The organism is Pseudomonas sp. SIMBA_041 (genome assembly GCF_046535095.1).
GTDB lineage: Bacteria > Pseudomonadota > Gammaproteobacteria > Pseudomonadales > Pseudomonadaceae > Aquipseudomonas > Aquipseudomonas mucoides.
In genome coordinates, this window is record NZ_JAWRXJ010000525.1 from 1 (window position 1) to 258 (window position 258).

The following is a 258-nucleotide window of genomic DNA, read 5'->3' on the forward strand; positions in this document are numbered from 1 at the left end:
GCCAGGGCCTGCAAGCTGGCGCGTGCTGCCAGGCCGCCATCGGCGCATTGGCTGACACCGTCGGCGAGGGCGAACAGGTAGCCTTTGCTGGCGGCCAGTTCCGGCGCCGGCGTGACCAGGCGCAGGGCATCCTGGTTTTCCGCGCGCGGCCCGGTGGCACTGGCGTGGGCAAAGCTCAGTTGCAGGCTCATCGGCGTGCCTCAGACCCGCGCCGCAGTCACGGCGGCCGAGCCCCAGGTGGTGCGCCAGCGCTGTTTG

Annotated in this window: 1 pseudogene; it reads right to left on the minus strand. The window is 72.1% G+C overall.

Features of this window, described 5'->3' with window-relative positions:
- Positions 1-191, minus strand: a pseudogene (locus SB725_RS32195) (bifunctional protein-serine/threonine kinase/phosphatase); the annotation flags it as partial.
- Between the last annotated feature and the right edge of the window lie 67 nt (positions 192-258).